Origin of the sequence: Psychrosphaera saromensis (assembly GCF_002954545.1) — a bacterium.
In the GTDB taxonomy this organism is placed as follows: domain Bacteria; phylum Pseudomonadota; class Gammaproteobacteria; order Enterobacterales; family Alteromonadaceae; genus Psychrosphaera; species Psychrosphaera saromensis.
Window position 1 is genome coordinate 1,646,035 of sequence record NZ_MSCH01000003.1, and the last position, 17,465, is coordinate 1,663,499.

Here is a 17,465-nt window from a genome sequence, read left to right on the forward strand (position 1 = left end):
GCGCGTTGCCTGAGTTTGTATAAGTAGCTGAGTATAAACAAGAGCACATAAACAACAGTATTTAAATAGTTTGTATTTTAAGGATAATAATATGAAAACGCTTCCTGTTAATATGTCTTCAATCCCTGTGTTCTCGCCAAGTTCAGCGAATGCGGCTACAAATAAAACGCAAACGGCTGAAGGCCAAGCAAGCCAAGTTGTATTTTCCTCTTCAGATGCACAACAAACACTCCCTTCACGTGAACAGCAAGAAAAAGCGTTATTGCAAGAGGCTAATTTCACTCAAGAAGTTAACCCCTACATAGAGTTAAGCCGGGTCGCGAGGGAGAAAGCGTGGGCTCACCAAGATAATGCCTCCCTCGCTTATACTATGATGGAAAAGGGTGTACAGGAAGTAATGGAGACAATTGCTTTGGAAATGCCTAAAATTTTCACTAAGGACTTTGATTTCACCAGAACCGCAGAAGGCATAGAGATAGTTGACCATGAGTTAACTACAGAAAAGTATAATTATGTGAAATACCTAGCCAATAATAACCAAAATTTATTAGATGGTGCAGACAAGTTTAATCAATCTGTAGCAGATGCTAAAACCTATAGTTGGTATGAATCAAAAAATCAATCCAGAGATTTAAAAGATGAGCCTGTTTATAAAAAAGAGGCAATTGAAGGTCGAATAAATATAAAAGCCTATATGGAAGATTTATCTCAATTTATATGGGAATTAGGAAGCTCCTCTCCGGAACTTAGAAACGATAAAGCATACGATTTCAATTATATGAATAGAGGAATAGCTTCAGTTGATTACGATATGGTTGATACTGTTTATGCAGAGGTTTCTACTAAAGTTTAAGTTCGTTTTAATAAAAGTATTCCAATTTAATTGACCATTAGATACATGATGCTGAAACGCAGATACAAAAAAGCCTAATACGAATATTAGGCTTTTTTTAACTTTATCACTTTTAGTACTCTAACGATTCAAAGTCATATTCCGACATGGGATCTATGCCATTTAATTCGTCTCTTAGTCGATATTTGTCCTTAATCGATTCAATTTCGCGCCACTTACTTTTTGACGGGCGTTTTTTAGAGGTAGTTTTAGTTTCAAGCGTAGTTTCAAGTATTTCAGCTAGACCTTCCATCATGGTCTCCTTTTACTTTTATAATTATGTTGTTGTTAAAGAATGTTTGTCTTTGCTTTTTATTAAACACTTACATAAAAGCTAATTAATAAAAGCTAATGAAAAACAGACCCTTTACAGCAGAGTTTTTTCTCTGCTCGCATTACTGTTTACCACATTTATCCTAAATGTGAAATTTATTTGTCGCTTTTTTGTAAAAATATTGAACAAAAACTGAAACTTAATTGAACAATCTAGGGCGCATTGAACATTTCAGCTGCCTGTTGTGGCAAATACTTTTAATACGCGTTTCTAATTTATGGTTCCTGCAAGTAGCGCTAAACCTGGTTAGAACGACTAATGTTATTAGACGCCCGTTTTATTAGATTTCTGTTTATAATTCCTGTGGTTAGTGACACGCCGATTAAGATTAAAAGAACACCCCAAAAAATATTAATGCTCAATTGTTCATCCAAAAATAGATGACCAAACAAAACCCCGAAAATAGGGATTAAAAACGTCACCATCATGGCGTTGGTCGGCCCTGAATGTTCAATAATTCGGTAATATAAAACATAAGCAACACCGGTACTTACCACGCTAAGCCCAATTAACATTAACCATGCAAGTGAGCTAATGCTCATTACATTTGGCGTGGTATAAATTAAAATAGGTAACATTAACAAAGCGCTACCGAACAAGCTGCCAGAAGCGATAAACAAAGGTTTAATACCAGTTAACATCTGCTTGGAATAGTTGGCAGAAAGTCCATATAAGCTGGTGGCGCAAATAATGGCGAGTATTCCTTTAACTTGGTCGGTAAAGTCCCAGCTAAGTTTGTCCATGGATAACACAAACACCCCAAGGAAACCTAAAAAAAGACCTAAAATAGCCAGTTTAGACAGTCGATTGTTAAATAATAACGCACCAATCACTGCGCCCCATAAAGGCGTCGTTGCATTCATTATTGAAGAAAATCCTGCATCTAAATTGGTGGCGGCATAAGCAAAAAAGTACATAGGGATAGCCGCGCTAATAATGCCAATAATAAAGATATGGGCAAAGATAACTTTTGTACTTCTAGCTGGAACTGGGTTATTTGAATTGTCTGCTTGAGTCGTGCGGCGACTCAGCCAGTTTTTGTTATAAACGTAATAAAGTAAAATAGGTGACAAGGTTAATGCGGCAAACACCATACGGTAGCTGGCTAATGCGGTTGCCCCAAACTCAGGTGCAGCCACGCGCATAAACAAAAATGAAGCGCCCCAAATAGCCGCTAAAATTAATAACTCAATAAAATGACTTAGTTTCACAGGCGTCCTTATTTCAGATCAGTTCGAACGTTAACTTAGGTTTTAATTTATTTCAAAATCATACGCTAACAGTAAAAGTTTAAGAGTAGATAAAACAAAAAAGCGCTCAAATTTGAGCGCTTTTAGTGTTATTAATTCATTCACCCAAGCGCTAGGATATTTGTTGTTTAAACAAGTCCACTAATTGCTGTGTTGATGAATCTAATTCAGGCTGTGCAGTATCTTGTAAAGCAGAAAGGACTTGAGTGCCTAATACTTTACCCAATTCAACACCCCATTGGTCAAAACTATTGATATCCCAAATAACCCCTTGTACAAACACCTTGTGTTCGTATAAAGCGATTAATCGGCCTAATTGAATAGGTGTTAGTTTTTCCATTAATAATGTATTAGAAGGGCGGTTGCCTGGCATGTATTTATGCTTAGCTAAACGAGTCGCTTCTTGTTTATCAACGCCTTTTGCTAATAACTCTTGTTCAATTTCTGCCGTTGTTTGCCCTTGCATTAATGCTTGGGTTTGGGCAAAACAGTTAGACGCTAACATTTGGTGATGTTCAACTTCATCATGGTTTGGGTTAATTGGCATAATGAAATCAGCAGGAATAATAGTATTGCCTTGGTGCATTAACTGATGAAACGCATGTTGACCATTTGTTCCTTCGCCACCCCAAATAATAGGACCAGTTTTATATTCAATATTTTGATCTAACTGATTAACTGACTTACCATTTGATTCCATATCTAACTGCTGAACATACGCAGGGAAACCACGTAAGTAATGCGAATAAGGTAATAATACATGGCTTTGGCAGTCAAAAAAGTTGCTGTACCAAACGCCTAATACGGCCATGATCACAGGTAAGTTATCTTCCAGCGGCGTTGATAGGAAATGGGCATCCATTTCTCTAGCGCCCAATAATATTTGCTCAAAGTTGTCAAAACCAATAGACAACGCAATTGGCAAACCAATCGCTGACCATAAAGAGTAACGGCCGCCAACCCAGTCCCACATTGGAAAAATGTTATCAGGGTCAATACCAAATTCAGTTGCTTTGGCGGTATTACTTGAAACGCACATAAAGTGTTTGGCGATATCTTCAAATTTAGCACCTGATGCTAAAAACCATTCACGCGTGGTTTCTGTATTTTTAAGGGTTTCTTGTGTGGTAAATGATTTAGAGCTCATCACGACCAAAGTTGTGTCTGCGTTTAGCTTAGCTAATACATCAACAATATGGTGTGCATCTACGTTAGCCACAAAATGCACTTTTAACGCCGGATTTTGATATGGTTTTAACGCCTCAGTTACAATCTTAGGACCTAAGAATGAACCACCAATACCAATTGCTACTACGTCGGTGAATTTCTTTCCTGTGCGGCCTGTACGTGTGCCATTGTGAATTTCAGCAACAAATTGCTTCATCTTGTTTAATGTTGAATACACTTCATTAACCACATTTTTGTTATCAACTAAAATGCTGTCTTTTGAGTCACGTCTTAATGCCGTATGTAATACAGCGCGGTGCTCAGTTTTGTTGATGATTTCACCAGCAAACATGGCATCACGTTTTTCAGTTAATTTGTGGTCTTTTGCTAGTTGGAATAGTGCGGTTAAGGCTTGTTCATCAACTCTGTTTTTTGAGTAATCTAATGTGAAGTCACATGCTTTTTTGGTGAATTTGTTTGCTCTTTGTGGGTCTTGTGCAAACATGTCTCGCATGTGTACATCTTTCAAACGGTTAAATTCTTGTTGTACAGACTGCCAAGATTGAACTGTCATTATTGATTTCCTCAAAATAAATCAGATGTTAGTAATGGTATAGGTAGTACAGAAACAAAAAGTGGCACTTGTTACAAACAACAAGAACCACTTAATATAAAGTTACTGAGATGCTTTACAGCTTTTCAATAAGTAACTTTTCTAGCTTAACCTGGTCTATGGCAAAGTTTTTGATCCCTTCCGCTAACTTTAATGTCGCCATTGGATCTTCGTTATGTTCCCAACGGAACTGAGCTTCAGTCATAGACTCTGGTTTTGCTTTAACGTCACCTGAGAATGTTAATTTCGCGTCTAATTTGCCTTCCATCTTATCTAATGTATCCAATAAGGCTGGAGCAATTGTTAAACGGTCACAACCAGCTAACGCGATAATTTCGTCTGTATTACGGAAACTTGCGCCCATAACAACCGTGTTATAGCCATGCTCTTTGTAGTATTGGTAAATACTGCGAACTGAAATAACGCCCGGATCAGTTTCGCCTGTGTACTCTTGTTGTTCAGTATTGGCTTTATACCAATCTAGAATACGACCAACAAATGGTGAGATTAAAAATACGCCAGCTTCTGCACATGCTCTTGCCTGAGCAAAACTAAACAATAACGTTAAGTTACATTGAATGCCTTCTTTCTCTAATTGCTCAGCCGCTTTAATGCCTTCCCAAGTAGATGCTGCTTTAATTAATACGCGGTCTTTAGGAACGCCAGCTTCTTCATACAAGGCAATAAGTTTTTTCGCTTTTTGGATGGTCGCTTCAGTATTAAATGATAAACGAGCATCAACTTCTGTTGATATACGACCTGGGATCACTGCGCTGATCTCTTTACCAATAAGCACTGATAATTTATCGCCAGCATCTTCAATTTGCTGAGCTTGGTCAGAAGATTGTGTTTTGGCCCAAGCAATAGAGTCATCAATTAGGGATTGATATTCAGGTAGCTGAGCTGCTTTTAATAGCAAAGATGGATTGGTAGTGGCATCAACAGGTTGAAACTTTTTAATTGCTTCAATTTCGCCAGTGTCGGCAACAACCGTTGTCAGCTCTCTTAATTGTTTTAATATGCTTGTCATTTTAATTAGTTCCGTTGATTTAGAGTGGAAACTCCAGATGCTGTAACTTTATTACAATAGTGGGCATCTTGGAAGTGATCCATAAGAAAAATACCGAATAAGTAACAGTAATTTGTAGCTAAGTTACAAATATTTTGAATGAAGTCAAAATAATGATTTATTTGGGTTTTACGATTTTTATTGCTATCCAATCTTAACTCTTTATTGTGTTGGGCAATATCAAAAAACAGCTTTTATTTTGTGAATTTAGGTGATGATTTATCTATGACTAATAACCAATACTTCTCAACATCGTTAAAACCAACTATTCATTTTATGAGTTGGTGTGCCATTTTACCTTTTATCGCCTGTACTTTATTAATTTGGTTCCCGGTAACTAGCCTTGAACTTGATGTGTTAAATATACTTAGGTTATACAGCGCGGTGATTGTCAGCTTTATTGCTGGCAGTGTTTGGTCTGCAGCCTTGTTGATTCAGCTAGGAAAAGAGACGTTAGTGTTCAACCGTAAAAACTTAATGTTAGGCGCTGGCTTTGTCGCGGTTTTATCCTGGTTAGTGCTCTTTATTGACGCTAAAGCGGGCGTGTTTATTTCCGCTTTATTGTTTCTGGTTTTATGGCAAATAGAATTAAAAACTAATTTAGCCCGCATTTACCCACAATGGTTTTGGACATTAAGAACCAAACAAACCATGGCGATTGCGCTGTGTTTAATGGGGGTGTGGATGACTTTAGGTTAGACGGCTGTTTTTCTTGAATTCAAAGTATAAGTGTAATCGATTGTGAGCATCTATTTTTATAATTAAACAAGCGGTAATACTTTTTGTTAAACTGAACGCATATTATTAATGACTTAATATAAAACGGAAATGAATCATGTTGTACGTTATATCTCCTGCTAAAAATTTAGATTATGAAACCCCTCCGGTTATTGAAACTTACACTCAACCTGAGTTGTTGGATGACGCACAAGAATTAATGAAAACCTGCGTTACATTAACGCCATTGGACTTATCTAACTTGATGCACATTAGTGATAAGTTAGCAGGGTTAAATGCAGCGCGTTTTACACAGTGGCAGCCTAACTTCACTCCCGATAACGCCAAACAAGCGGTACTCGCTTTTAATGGCGATGTGTATAGCGGAATAGATGCCGAGAGTTTTTCACAGCAAGACTTTGATTATTGCCAAACTCATTTACGTATCTTATCTGGTTTATATGGTTTATTAAAACCACTGGATTTAATGCAACCTTACCGTTTGGAAATGGGCACTAAGCTTGAAAACAGCCGCGGTAAAAACTTATATGAGTTTTGGGGCGATATCATCACCAACAAACTTAACGAGCAAATTGCTGCGACTAAATCTGAAATGTTAGTGAACCTAGCGTCAACTGAGTACTTTAAGTCAGTAAAGAAAAAGCAACTTAACGCTCAGCTTATTACGCCAATGTTTAAAGACTGGAAAAACGGTCAGTATAAAATGATCAGCTTCTTCGCTAAAAAAGCCCGTGGCATGATGGTGCAATATTTGGTGAAAAACAAAGTAGAAAATTTAGAGGGATTGTTAAAATTTGATTTGGCAGGGTACGAGTATCACCCAGAATTATCACAGCCAAATGAACCTTGTTTTACTCGTAAAATTGTAGACTAGCTCTTTTCTGTATAAGTTTTAGTGTAAAAATAAACCCGAACGTTATTACTAACGCTCGGGTTTATTTTTAGCCTCTAAAGTATTTGTTTATTTTATACCTGTCTGTTTTATAACCATCTACTTTACAAAAACGGCAACACTCAATGGGGCTATGTTAAATCCTGTCTTGTTTGTTACTGACGTTTGTACAATTGTATCAACGCCATTAAGCTGACTTGGATGTAAGTGATACGCTTCTGCCCCGTTAAATTCAACTTGTTGTGCTGTTTGATTGTTATTAAATATCACCACAATAGATTCAATGTTTGGATCTAAATCCTCACCAATTTCATCTGACAAGCTCATCACGATTAACCCAGCTTGATGCTGCTCACCAGTATTATGGAATTGAACCCGGTCAATAACGTCTTTTTCGCTGCGTAACCTAAACAATACCGAACTTGCACGTATATTTATAAACTCAGCGAATACATTGGCGGCAAACTCAATTTGAGTTGCTGATACATGATCTCTTTGTTGATTGTTATTTAAGACAGTAGAAATTATTGGCCAATTGGCTTTATCCTTTTCCGCCGGAGGTAAACCCACATCGTAGTTATTATTTTGTTTAGAAAAATCGACTGCGTTAAACCAATCGCCATAGTCATAACTGTCACGCAAAAACGACTTTGAGCGTAAGAGCTCAGCGCCCATATGTAAAAACGGAATGCCTTGAGCCATTAACGGGTAAGCCAGAGACATATTTTGAATACGAACGCGGTCAGTACTTTCCATAGAATATGGTAAACGATATTGATGATTGTCCCACAAGCTTTGATTGTCGTGTTTTGATACGTAATTAATTGTATCTGCTGGGTCTAACGCATAACCTGCCGGTGAGCCACCGTAGTTGATATCTTTACCAAGTTTGATGTCACCAACTGAGTCTTGAAGTGGAAAGTTTTGTAAATTGCCGGCTAAACCTAATCGTACAACATCCATTAATACTTGATAGTGAGCTAGTTGTTTATCTTCTTGTTGCAGATCATTTGGTATCACCAGTAAACCATTTCCTATGCCTTGGTCTCGGCGTAAGCCTTCGGCATTTGTTTGATAGTTACCGCCACGAATTGCATCTCGTAACCTGTCGGTAAAGGTGCCAATTTCGGTTCCTGCCATTTCATACTGGCTGGCTTGAATAAACTGTTTGTTGTTGGCTACTTCTCCAAAATTCCAACCTTCGCCATAAAAGTAAGTGTCTGGGTCGACTTGCTGTACGGCTTTACGAGCATTTAACATTGCTTGTTTTGGTTGGTGTCCCATTAAGTCAAAACGGAAACCATCTATTTTGTGATCACGAGACCAAACGATGAGGGAGTCTGTCATTAACTTTTCCATCATGGCGTGTTCCGTTGCACTGTTGTCGCAACAAGTAGAGATCTCCATAACACCAGAAATTGGATCGTATCTATGGTAATAACCAGGGACAACTTTATCTAATACAGATTTGTCATTTAAGCCAGATGCAAAGGTGTGGTTGTAAACCACGTCCATGATCACTCTAAAACCTAAGTTATGTAACGACGTGACCATTTCTCTGAATTCAATAATCCGACTTTCCCCCTCTGGATTAACGGCATAGCTGCCCTCTGGTACGGTATAGTGGTATGGGTCATAACCCCAATTGTAATTGTCTTTTGCTCTAATTCTTTCCATGACATCTTGTGCTTGAGAGCCACGAGTATCAAAACTGGCTAATAATTGTTTTAGTGTTTTGTTGGCGATGTCTTGGTCGTTACAGTGTGAAAGCTGAGGATATAGTTGGCACACTTTGGTCATAGAGTCGTTTAAATCAATGGCGCTGTTTGTATCTTCATCTACGGTTGATATATCGTAAGTTGGCAATAAATGGATTGTATTTAAACCTGCTTTTTTAAGCATAGTTAAATGTTGAATGCCATCGGTGTTGGTTTCGCTAAAGGCTTTATATTTACCTTTGAATGCAGGGTTAGAAAGTTGTTGTTCCGATGCACTAAAATCACGGATGTGAGTTTCATATAGTATTAAGTCCTCAGGCGCATTTAAGTTAGCAACGGTTTGCGTTAGCCATCCTTTTGGGAAAGTGTCTGGGTTATTTAAATCTATTATTTGTGAATACTTACTATTAGTTGAAAGGCTAAGGGAATAGGGATCTGTTGTGGTTAAGGTTTCAAACTTTTGTGAAATAGGATGATAAACATCGAGCTGATATTGATAATAGTCGAATGGCTTTGCTTCGCTGGTAGTGACAGACCAAATACCTGTGCTGTTATCTTCTGTCATGGTCAAAGGTGAACCAATAGCTTGATGGTTTTTATCAAATAGTAATACATTTAACTTGGTTGCGGTTGGAGCCCATAATTTAAATGTGACTGTATTTTTATCACTATCCTTATAAATTGTTGCTCCGTAATTGTTTTCTTCATTTGCGTCATTTTCATTAGCGGTATAAACAAAATCTAACACGCCATATATTTGTACGTTAGAGGTCTTAATTAATTGCTCAGCTTGATACTGAATAACTTGGTTATGGCCTTTTAATGCAGCTTTTATATCGAGTTGACTTGGTACTTGTAAAGCCATGAAGCTAGATAAATGTGGGTATTGTTCAACTAACTCTTGAGGCAGGTTAGTGGCGGTTAAACTATGGAGCTGAACGCGACCATCGAGCAACTTAGTTTGTAATTCAAATCTAGTATTGGCTTGGCTATTACCGACGACAATAATGGTGTCGGATAACCAATGTGCTGCACTATCTAGGTTAGTTGGTGTGTTTGGCTGCGTATTCGAATTTACATTCGTTTCATTATTGCAGCCAGTTAATATAGTGAGGGTGGTGATTAATAAAATCAGCACCAAGTGAGTGTTTTTCATAAAGCCCCTGTTGTTGATCAGGCAGGGGAATTAAACCACTCAGTTTCTTGAGTTAAGAAGGACCAAGCGATAAATCGACTAATTTTATTCCCTTGTCCCATATCGATAATTTTTATTTGCTTTGCTTTTGATTTTTTTAGCTCAGCTTGGATTATTTCAATGTTATCTTTCTTGGAGATAAGACTAGTAAACCATAGCACTTGTTGGCTGTAGTTAGAACTTTCACGTACCATCCTGCATACGAATTCAGCTTCTCCACCGTCACACCATAATTCATTTGCTTGGCCGCCAAAGTTAAGTTTGTCTGACGATTCAGACTTACCTTTACGTGTGGCTGCTAAATTATTTAGTTTACGTTGACTGCCTTTTTGCGCTTCTTCAGCAGACTTATGAAAAGGCGGGTTACACATAGTAAATGCAAATTTATCCGTGGCATTTATTACGCCTTTGAATATGTTATTGGCATTGTCTTGGCTACGCAGTTTTATGGTTTTTGTTAATCTTGGATTCACTTTACACAATTGAGTAGCGCAACTGATGGATATTGGATCTATATCTGTTCCAACAAAGATCCACTTATATTCATACGAACCAATAATTGGGTAAATTAAGTTAGCGCCTGTGCCTATATCTAGGCCTTTAATATTTTTGCCTGTCGGTATTTCACCATTAAAGCTTAGTGCTAATAAGTCGGCAATATAATGAATGTAATCGGCACGTCCTGGAATAGGAGGGCACAAATACTGAGGTGGAATATCCCAAAAGCGCAATTGGTAAAAGTGCAGCAATAACGCTTTATTTAGTTGTTTGACGGCATCTGAAATCGCAAAGTCGATGGTAGGATTACCCGCTTGATTGGTGCCAACATATTGGGTTAATTCAGGATTCACTTTACATAAAGTATCAAAGTCATAAGCCACACCATTAACGGCTTGGTGTCTGTTTCTTGGGTGTAAACGCGATTTATTCATTATTAGGTGCGGCCATAGTAAGTATACAAAGAGTGCTATATAAAAGTGCTTCTATAAAGGGTGTTATATAGAAGCGCTTCTATAAAGAGTACTTATATTAAAAATAATGTTGCGATTATAACTCAACATACTCTTTTGTTTCTTCATTATAAGACTCAACCACACCCGTTTTTATATTATAAATCCAACCGTGAAGATTTAACTGACCAGATGTAAGTTTTGAAAACACCGCAGGGTGAGTTTTTAAGTGATGTAATTGCAATACTATGTTCTGTTTCGTTAGCTCATCTAAATGTGAGTCATCCAAACCTGAAGGTTGGCAGTTATGCTTAAATTCAACGGACTCTTTCGCGGCTCTAACGTGATCGATCCATTCTTTTACATGAGGCAAGTTTTTAACTCGTTCAGGATGCATAGCAGCTTTCATTGCTCCACAGTGACTGTGACCACAAATAATAATGTTTTTTACATTCAACACAGAGACAGCATATTCAATGGATGCCGTCATACCACCGGTTTCATTTGAATGCGGAGGAATTATATTTCCCGCGTTACGACAAATGAATAATTCACCGGGATCGGTTTGGGTAATTAAATTAGGATCGACACGGGAGTCGGAGCAAGTGATAAATAATACGTCAGGATCTTGATTTTCTGCCAATTCTTCAAAACGAGTTTGGTGTAATGGATAGATTAAGGTTTGAAATTTCTTCAAACCATCGAGTATTTTTTTCATCTATTAATTCCTAATTAAGAGCCTATTCAAAACAGTATAATTGTTTGAATTTATTATAAATAGTTTTGTTATACACTTTACATACTGATCGGATGTGACCATAAGTACAAACTTGAATCGTTTTCTTTAGTTTAGTTAAGGTAAAACCTTATTTGAAACGAAAAACAGTTATAAAAAAAGCCCTGATAGTCAGAGCTTTAATTATGTATTTATTCTTTTATTTCAGCCAAATTTTTTGCCAATGACTCCGGCAATAAATCATGTACCTGACCAATCAGCTTTTGCAACGCTTGGTTGTTGTCGGCCACTAAATTAATGTGTCCCATTTTTCGTTTTGGTCGGACACTTTTGTCGTACCAATGTAAATGCGTATTGGCTAGCTTCATGATGTCGGTGCTTGGTTTTGGCTCGCCAACGTAATTAACCATAGCGACTAAATGCTGCGCTGAGGTATCACCTAAAGGTAAACCTGCAACCGCTCTAATATGATTTTCAAACTGACTGGCTGCACAACCTTGTTGAGTCCAATGACCTGAGTTATGTACTCTTGGTGCAATCTCATTTACCAACAATTGTTCGCCTGTTTGGAATAGTTCTATAGCCAACAAACCACAATAATCTAATTCGTCTGCAATAGCTTGATGAATCGCTTCTGCACGTTGTTGTAGCTCAGGCGTTAAATCTGGCGCTGGCGCTAATGACAAAACAAGCTGCCCGTCAGCATGATGATTCTCGGTAAGCGGATAGTATTTATGCTGGCCATTGGCGTCGGTAACACCTAATAACGATATCTCACGTTCAAACAAAATACATTGCTCGGCAACTAATGGCATAAACTCAAAGTCAAAATCAGCTAAGTCATTACACACAGTGGTTAAATCCTGTGCCGAAAATATACGCCATTGACCATAACCGTCATATCCATCACGGCTGGTTTTTAAAATTAACTTAGGGCCTAGATTGTCATAAGCATTTTTTAAATCGTTAACACTATTGATAATTTGGTGTGTGCAGTTTGGAATACTTAACTTTTCTAATAATGCTTTTTCAACAATGCGGTCTGCACCTGCGGCAATCGCAGCTGCATTAGGTTTAAACTTTCCGCTATCTTGAGCTTGTTTAACCAAGTCTTTTGGTAAATGCTCAAACTCAGAGGTAATAGCTTTACAGGCTGAAAATGCTTGCTCAATGGTTATATCTAACACGGTTTTATCTACCGCATTTACGCATACTCGTTTGTCTGCATCAACGGCAATAATATTAAGTCCCAACTGAGTAGCACCTAAGTACATCATACGTGCAAGTTGACCATGGCCTAATACGACAATTATGTCGTTGCCATTATTTAAGTAAGACGCGTTACCTATGAATGTTTGAGTCATTTGGATACCGAAAAGTTAAAATAGAAAGTGAAAATTAAAAGTCTAATTTATGATTATCTAATACGTCTTGAGTTTGTGCGGCTCTAAAGTCTTTGATTTTTTGCGTCACAATTGGGTCGTTTAAACCTATGATTTGCGCTGCTAATAAACCAGCATTGCCAGCACCAGCTTCACCAATTGCTAATGTACCAACGGCAACACCTTTTGGCATTTGCACAATAGAATATAAAGAATCAACGCCACTTAGTTTACTTGATTTAACCGGTACACCTAAAACTGGAATATGAGTAAATGCCGCTATCATGCCCGGTAAATGTGCTGCGCCGCCAGCGCCAGCAATAATAACCTGGTAGCCTTTTTCTTCAGCGGTTTCTGCGAACTCTTGTAACAAGTGCGGTGTTCTATGGGCAGACACAACTTCTGCATGATATTCGATACCTAAGGTATCTAACATTTCTGCGGCATGTTTCATTGTTGGCCCGTCTGATTTTGACCCCATAACAATTGCAACTTGTTTCATATTCTAATCTTCTATTTATATAGTTTAGTTAAAAAGACATTGATGTTAATCAATGTAAGCAGTGTTTGTGTGGGCGATCCTAACAAAAAAGGGGGTAGGGATCACCACCGATGTGAGCAAATTAGCCACAGCATTTTTTGAATTTTTTACCGCTACCACAAGAACAAGGACTATTGCGTTCTGGTGTTTTTTCAAAAGTAATTGGTTTTATTTTATTTAACACAGCGGTTAATTCTTCAATGGACTCAACGGCGTCTGTGGAATCATCAACCGAGATGTTGGCAAATAAATTAGCTTCGTTAACCAGAGCTTCTACTTCTTGCTTACGTTGTTCAGAAACAACTTGTAAGGTTAATGGAAACTTCTTACTTCCCAACTTTTGGTTTGATTTGGTATTAAACCCATGGTTTGTGTGATCAAGTCGTGCTGGTTGACGACCTTTAAAGAAAAATTTATCAGACATTCGTTACTCATATAAAACGGTCAATAGGACTTTTTTAGCAAGTCGTAAAAGGATTTGTAGCTTGGCGCGGGATTATACATTAGTTACCGCTAAATACAGTCAAAATATGAACGGATAAAAAGCAATAATGAAATCATCTGCTAAAATTAAATGCATAAGAATTATAAACGGCCAGGACGCTTAAAATAAAAACTTATCTTCAATATGCCAAAAAGTTAAAGAACTACATAAAGTTAATTTGGCTCACCACCATTATCTTCATACTTTGCTTGTTTTTTTATACCACAGAGTTAGTTAATCGACTCTCTGATATTGGATCGTCAGTCCATCAACATAATGACAAAATGATCCAAATTAATGATGGAATATCTAAATTAAACCAAGCGATGGGCTTTGGTGGTTATATCCATAATTTCAAAAACTATGTGATCCGTAATGATAAAGTAATATTAGATGAGCTCGGCAACGACATACTCATGTTTGATTCCGCCATTAAACAACTTTTAGTTTTGTTCACTGAACCAGATGAACACAATGCTATTAACACGCTTAGAGAAACCATCCATCAGTACCAGTTAAATTTAGCCACACTAAAGCAGTCGCGTAATAATTTAAGCGTTAGTCAAAGAGACAAATTAGTTCAAGTTGATGACAGTGATGCACTAGATGCTATGTCCTTGTTAACCAAAAGAACATTCGAGCTAAATAAGTCCCATAATCAAGTTACCCAAGTGGCATTTAACCACATGGTATTGTGGTTGCTTTCTGGTGGTTTTTTATTGCTATTCATCATTATATTCGCTCTTTCTCTATTAAAAGCAATTCATAAACTTAAAACCGTTTATATAGATTTAGCTAAGGCATTAGAGCAAAGTGATTTATTAATTGCTCATGCACCGGATGCTATGGTGAGCATTTCTGAGGAGGGGGTTATTGTTCGGAGTAATGAACAAATGTTCTGTTTATTTGGTTATGAAAAAAACGAATTATTGCATAAGAATATCACTTTTTTATTACCAGACGATGCAAAAGGCGGTCATCACCTCCATGTGAATTCTTATTTTAATTCGCCAAGTTGTCGCGTTATGGGGGGAGGCAATGAAGGAAAGCCGTTATTTGGTAAGCATAAAAATGGCCAGCTGATCCCAGTTGAAATTAGTTTAAGTAGTTCCGTTATTTCTGGAAAGAGAATAAGTACAGCGACAATAAGAGATATCTCGTTACGAGTTGAAGCTGAAGATAAATTGAAAGTGGCCGTTAAGTTAGCCGAGTTTAATTACACAAAACTCCAGCAAGCCCAGAGCAGTTTAAATGAAAAGCAGATGTTCAACTTAATGCTGAATAAACTGCCTTTGTGCACCTTGTTGTTAAATGAGGATGCTGAAGTCTTACTGGTAAATGACACTTTATTAATTGAGACAGGTTTTGACCAACAAGAGATAAAAAAATTAGCATTTGATCAATACATAAAAGCAAATGAAAGTGAATACTGTGCTGTGTTGCACGAACTTAAAAATAAAAAACAAATTAACCCAAATGAAATGTTAACTTTTTTAGGAACTTTGACCACTAAACAGGAGGTTATGATCCCAGTTGAAATTAGCATTTCTAGTTACTCTTACAACCGGCAGGTTTATAGATTGTTGTCACTTAAAAACCTAAGTGACATTAAAGTGATTGAAGATAAATTGGTTAATTCCGTTGAACGATTTACTCGAATTATATCAGCCATTGAGGATGGGATATGGGAGTGGGATTTAGTTAATAATACCGTCGACTACTCTCCTCAATTTATGAAAATAATAGGTTGTGAAAACGAAACAACACCTCAGTTTAGTCATTGGTTTGAACATATTCATCCAGACTATAGAAACAAAGTACACGAGACCATGGCGGCTCATTTTGCATCAAAAGATAAATATGAAGTTGAATATCTAGGTTTAAATCATAGTGGTGAATACAATTGGTTTTTCAGTATTGGGAATTCGATTTTTAATGATGATAATGAAGCCGTGATGATGTCGGGCTCATTACGAAACATTCACCATAGAAAGTTATTAGAAACTGCGTTTGCTGAAAAATCTCAATTTTTAACAACTATCTACGAAGGCTCTAGCCATGCAATTTGGGTATTAAATGTTGAAGCGAATAATGAATTTAGGTTCTCGGCATTTAACCGAACCGCTTGCCGGAGAATAGGTGTTACGGAACAGGATGTTATCAATAAAACCATCACAGAGTTAATGCCATCTATTTTTGAAGATCAGGATCCAGCTTATTTTATTAATCATTACACCGATTGCGTTAAGTCAGGTCAGGATAAAGATTATATTGAGTATATAGACATAGATAATGAAGAGCGTTGGTATCAAACCTCCTTGTATCCAATTAAAGATGCTAACGGACAAGTTATTAAAGTTGTTGGAACCGCCATTGATATCAGTGAACAAAAAAGATCCGAGAAGGATCTTGAAGAACATAAGTTATTTTTAGAAAAAATGATAGATTCTGCAGTTTGTGGGCTCTATGTTTATAATTTACCAAGACAAAAAAACGTTTTAATCAACACCCGCCATACCGAAATTTTAGGCTATAGCATGGATGAATTAAACAACCACGCTGATTTTATTAGTTTATTCCACCCTGATGATTATTCTCGTGTATTGGCTCATACCAAAAAAGTGGCAAAGTCTAAAGATGGTGAGCTCTCTTCTTTGAAGTTCCGCTTTAAGAGCAAAGAAGGGGCTTGGGTTTGCTGTTATTTATTTAGCTGTATTATCAAATATGATGCGGATAATAAGCCATTATTAATGTTGGGAACTTTTGTTGATATTACCGAGATCACATTACTGATGGATCAGTTACAAGAGTCTAATGAATATTTAGAACGTTTTGCATTTGTCGCCAGCCATGACTTACAAGAGCCATTAAGAAAAATAACCGCCTTTTCAACTTCACTGGCCAACCGATTAGAAACTGAAATACAAAATGACAGCACAATAGAATTTGAATTTTCACGATTGATCAATGCCTCCGAGCGCATGCGCGATATGATCAAAGACTTATTAAAATTATCACGAATAAGCAGCTCAGGTTTAGAGCTGAAAACATACTATTTGTCTGACATCTTAAAGCAAAGTATTGACTTGCTGAGTCACTCAATTGAAGAGAAACAGGTTGAATTTGAGTTAATGGATACTAAGAATAAGCTACAGGTTGACCAAGGTTTACTGGTTCAGTTATTTCAAAATCTGATTTCTAATAGTATTAAATTCAAAGTTGCCGATATAGCACCTAAAATAAAAATAAGTAGTGAGATACTGGACGGTAATTTAGTTATTACCTATAAAGATAATGGGATTGGTATTGCTGCAAAATTTGTTGAGCAAATATTTGAACCATTTAGACGTCTACATAGTAAAGATAAATATACCGGAAGTGGAATTGGACTCGCTTTGTGCCGTCAAATAGTGACAGTTCATGGTGGCGTTATTGAGTGTAGCCAAGATGTGAAATACGGGGCTGAATTTATAATTACAATACCACTGGTTGCCAATTAAAAGG

The 17,465-nt window shown here is 37.2% G+C and carries 14 protein-coding genes; 4 read left to right on the forward strand and 10 right to left on the reverse strand.

Features of this window, described 5'->3' with window-relative positions:
- Window positions 1–91 precede the first annotated feature (91 nt).
- Window positions 92–853, forward strand: coding sequence for a hypothetical protein (locus tag BTO11_RS07565; RefSeq protein WP_105052031.1), 762 nt, complete (start codon window positions 92–94; stop codon window positions 851–853).
- A gap of 112 nt (window positions 854–965) precedes the next feature.
- On the opposite strand, the gene BTO11_RS07570 is transcribed toward BTO11_RS07565, so the two are convergent.
- The 4 genes from BTO11_RS07570 to tal all read right to left on the reverse strand — a co-directional run bounded on the left by BTO11_RS07570 (window position 966) and on the right by tal (window position 5,286).
- Window positions 966–1,148, reverse strand: a complete 183-nt coding sequence (locus tag BTO11_RS07570) for a DUF3545 family protein (protein WP_373295176.1) — start codon at window positions 1,146–1,148, stop codon at window positions 966–968.
- Window positions 1,149–1,462: 314 nt separating this feature from the next.
- Window positions 1,463–2,437, reverse strand: coding sequence for a DMT family transporter (locus BTO11_RS07575; RefSeq protein WP_105052033.1), 975 nt, complete (start codon window positions 2,435–2,437; stop codon window positions 1,463–1,465).
- A gap of 151 nt (window positions 2,438–2,588) precedes the next feature.
- A complete protein-coding gene (pgi, locus tag BTO11_RS07580) occupies window positions 2,589–4,217 on the reverse strand; it encodes a glucose-6-phosphate isomerase (protein ID WP_105052034.1) in 1,629 nt (542 codons plus the stop codon).
- A gap of 115 nt (window positions 4,218–4,332) precedes the next feature.
- Complete coding sequence (tal, locus tag BTO11_RS07585; RefSeq protein ID WP_105052035.1) at window positions 4,333–5,286, reverse strand: transaldolase; 954 nt, start codon at window positions 5,284–5,286, stop codon at window positions 4,333–4,335.
- A 264-nt stretch (window positions 5,287–5,550) separates the two neighbouring features.
- Here tal and BTO11_RS07590 point away from each other — a divergent pair, with 264 nt between their 5' ends.
- Together BTO11_RS07590 and yaaA are read left to right on the forward strand one after the other, a co-directional pair.
- Window positions 5,551–6,024 (forward strand): DUF3429 domain-containing protein, encoded by a 474-nt coding sequence (locus tag BTO11_RS07590; protein WP_105052036.1) that lies wholly within the window; start codon window positions 5,551–5,553, stop codon window positions 6,022–6,024.
- A gap of 136 nt (window positions 6,025–6,160) precedes the next feature.
- The gene (gene yaaA, locus BTO11_RS07595; protein ID WP_105052037.1) at window positions 6,161–6,937 is read left to right on the forward strand and encodes a peroxide stress protein YaaA; all 777 of its coding nucleotides are present in this window, start codon (window positions 6,161–6,163) and stop codon (window positions 6,935–6,937) included.
- 117 nt (window positions 6,938–7,054) lie between these two features.
- Here yaaA and pulA read toward each other — a convergent pair whose 3' ends face one another.
- The 6 genes from pulA to BTO11_RS07625 all read right to left on the reverse strand — a co-directional run bounded on the left by pulA (window position 7,055) and on the right by BTO11_RS07625 (window position 13,901).
- A complete protein-coding gene (gene pulA, locus BTO11_RS07600; protein ID WP_105052038.1) occupies window positions 7,055–9,829 on the reverse strand; it encodes a pullulanase-type alpha-1,6-glucosidase in 2,775 nt (924 codons plus the stop codon).
- 17 nt (window positions 9,830–9,846) lie between these two features.
- Window positions 9,847–10,800, reverse strand: coding sequence for a 23S rRNA (adenine(1618)-N(6))-methyltransferase RlmF (rlmF, locus tag BTO11_RS07605; protein WP_105052039.1), 954 nt, complete (start codon window positions 10,798–10,800; stop codon window positions 9,847–9,849).
- Window positions 10,801–10,915: 115 nt separating this feature from the next.
- Window positions 10,916–11,536 carry a carbonic anhydrase gene (locus BTO11_RS07610; RefSeq protein ID WP_105052040.1) on the reverse strand — a complete coding sequence of 207 codons (621 nt, stop codon included), beginning with the start codon at window positions 11,534–11,536 and terminating at the stop codon, window positions 10,916–10,918.
- Window positions 11,537–11,745: 209 nt separating this feature from the next.
- Window positions 11,746–12,918 carry a 5-(carboxyamino)imidazole ribonucleotide synthase gene (locus BTO11_RS07615; protein WP_105052041.1) on the reverse strand — a complete coding sequence of 391 codons (1,173 nt, stop codon included), beginning with the start codon at window positions 12,916–12,918 and terminating at the stop codon, window positions 11,746–11,748.
- A gap of 34 nt (window positions 12,919–12,952) precedes the next feature.
- Window positions 12,953–13,438: a 5-(carboxyamino)imidazole ribonucleotide mutase gene (gene purE / locus BTO11_RS07620; RefSeq protein ID WP_105052042.1), complete on the reverse strand. Its 486-nt coding sequence runs from the start codon at window positions 13,436–13,438 to the stop codon at window positions 12,953–12,955.
- Between the two features lie 121 nt (window positions 13,439–13,559).
- Window positions 13,560–13,901: a PBPRA1643 family SWIM/SEC-C metal-binding motif protein gene (locus BTO11_RS07625; protein ID WP_105052043.1), complete on the reverse strand. Its 342-nt coding sequence runs from the start codon at window positions 13,899–13,901 to the stop codon at window positions 13,560–13,562.
- Between the two features lie 344 nt (window positions 13,902–14,245).
- Here BTO11_RS07625 and BTO11_RS07630 point away from each other — a divergent pair, with 344 nt between their 5' ends.
- Window positions 14,246–17,461, forward strand: coding sequence for a PAS domain S-box protein (locus tag BTO11_RS07630; RefSeq protein WP_105052044.1), 3,216 nt, complete (start codon window positions 14,246–14,248; stop codon window positions 17,459–17,461).
- Window positions 17,462–17,465 lie beyond the last annotated feature (4 nt).

What these genes read in the sequence shown, in the direction of transcription:
- BTO11_RS07610 (WP_105052040.1), bottom strand. Translation starts at nt 11,536, where the DNA reads ATGAAAAAAATACTCGATGGTTTGAAGAAATTTCAAACCTTAATCTAT.
- pulA (WP_105052038.1), bottom strand. Translation starts at nt 9,829, where the DNA reads ATGAAAAACACTCACTTGGTGCTGATTTTATTAATCACCACCCTCACT.
- rlmF (WP_105052039.1), bottom strand. Translation starts at nt 10,800, where the DNA reads ATGAATAAATCGCGTTTACACCCAAGAAACAGACACCAAGCCGTTAAT.
- BTO11_RS07570 (WP_373295176.1), bottom strand. Translation starts at nt 1,148, where the DNA reads ATGATGGAAGGTCTAGCTGAAATACTTGAAACTACGCTTGAAACTAAA.
- pgi (WP_105052034.1), bottom strand. Translation starts at nt 4,217, where the DNA reads ATGACAGTTCAATCTTGGCAGTCTGTACAACAAGAATTTAACCGTTTG.
- BTO11_RS07615 (WP_105052041.1), bottom strand. Translation starts at nt 12,918, where the DNA reads ATGACTCAAACATTCATAGGTAACGCGTCTTACTTAAATAATGGCAAC.
- yaaA (WP_105052037.1), top strand. Translation starts at nt 6,161, where the DNA reads ATGTTGTACGTTATATCTCCTGCTAAAAATTTAGATTATGAAACCCCT.
- BTO11_RS07590 (WP_105052036.1), top strand. Translation starts at nt 5,551, where the DNA reads ATGACTAATAACCAATACTTCTCAACATCGTTAAAACCAACTATTCAT.
- tal (WP_105052035.1), bottom strand. Translation starts at nt 5,286, where the DNA reads ATGACAAGCATATTAAAACAATTAAGAGAGCTGACAACGGTTGTTGCC.
- BTO11_RS07625 (WP_105052043.1), bottom strand. Translation starts at nt 13,901, where the DNA reads ATGTCTGATAAATTTTTCTTTAAAGGTCGTCAACCAGCACGACTTGAT.
- BTO11_RS07565 (WP_105052031.1), top strand. Translation starts at nt 92, where the DNA reads ATGAAAACGCTTCCTGTTAATATGTCTTCAATCCCTGTGTTCTCGCCA.
- purE (WP_105052042.1), bottom strand. Translation starts at nt 13,438, where the DNA reads ATGAAACAAGTTGCAATTGTTATGGGGTCAAAATCAGACGGGCCAACA.
- BTO11_RS07630 (WP_105052044.1), top strand. Translation starts at nt 14,246, where the DNA reads ATGATCCAAATTAATGATGGAATATCTAAATTAAACCAAGCGATGGGC.